The 517-nt window shown below is 34.4% G+C and carries 1 protein-coding gene; it reads left to right on the top strand.

The annotated features are described in order from the left end of the window. Positions 1-165: 165 nt before the first annotated feature. Positions 166-492, top strand: coding sequence for a phage holin, LLH family (locus tag N1032_RS27905; RefSeq protein WP_259543993.1), 327 nt, complete (start codon positions 166-168; stop codon positions 490-492). Positions 493-517: the final 25 nt, after the last annotated feature.

Genomic DNA, 517 nt, shown 5'->3' with positions numbered 1-517 from the left:
GGTCCAATTAACCGCAATGCAAAAAGAGAATTTCGCTAAAGATGTTGAGTATCAAAAAGAACTTGAAAAGATTTCACGCAAACTTACAAGCACTGAAGATAAACTTGACAAAGCTATCGAACTTCTTAAAGCAAACAAAATACCAATCAAAAAGGAGATTATGCCATGATTAATAATTTAATGTCAATAGGTATTGTTGCTGCTTTGATTTTCTTTATAGTAGTTACAGCTTTAAAAGTCTTTATTGGTGTTACCGAAAAAGATCACGCTAAGAACATTATTGTTTTAAGGGCGCGTGCTGAAATTATTGTTAGAGCTCTCGATCAAACCAATATCGAGAATAATGCTCGAAAGGCTATTGCCTTAACTAAGCTCGGTAAGATTGCTGAAGAATGGAAAATTCCACTATCCACAGATCAAGCTTCCGACTACATTGAAAGTGCACTTAATACAATCCGACAATTGGAGAATACTAAGAACACTACAGAATAAAAACATGTTCCACTACTTGGGAAAA

Source organism: Herbiconiux daphne, from assembly GCF_024979295.1.
In the GTDB taxonomy this organism is placed as follows: Bacteria; Actinomycetota; Actinomycetes; order Actinomycetales; family Microbacteriaceae; genus Herbiconiux; species Herbiconiux daphnes.
Note: the sequence above shows the minus strand (reverse complement) of the source record. Positions and strands in the feature narration are given on the sequence as shown.

Coding starts and splice junctions, on each gene's coding strand:
- N1032_RS27905 (WP_259543993.1), top strand. CDS start 166: ATGATTAATAATTTAATGTCAATAGGTATTGTTGCTGCTTTGATTTTC.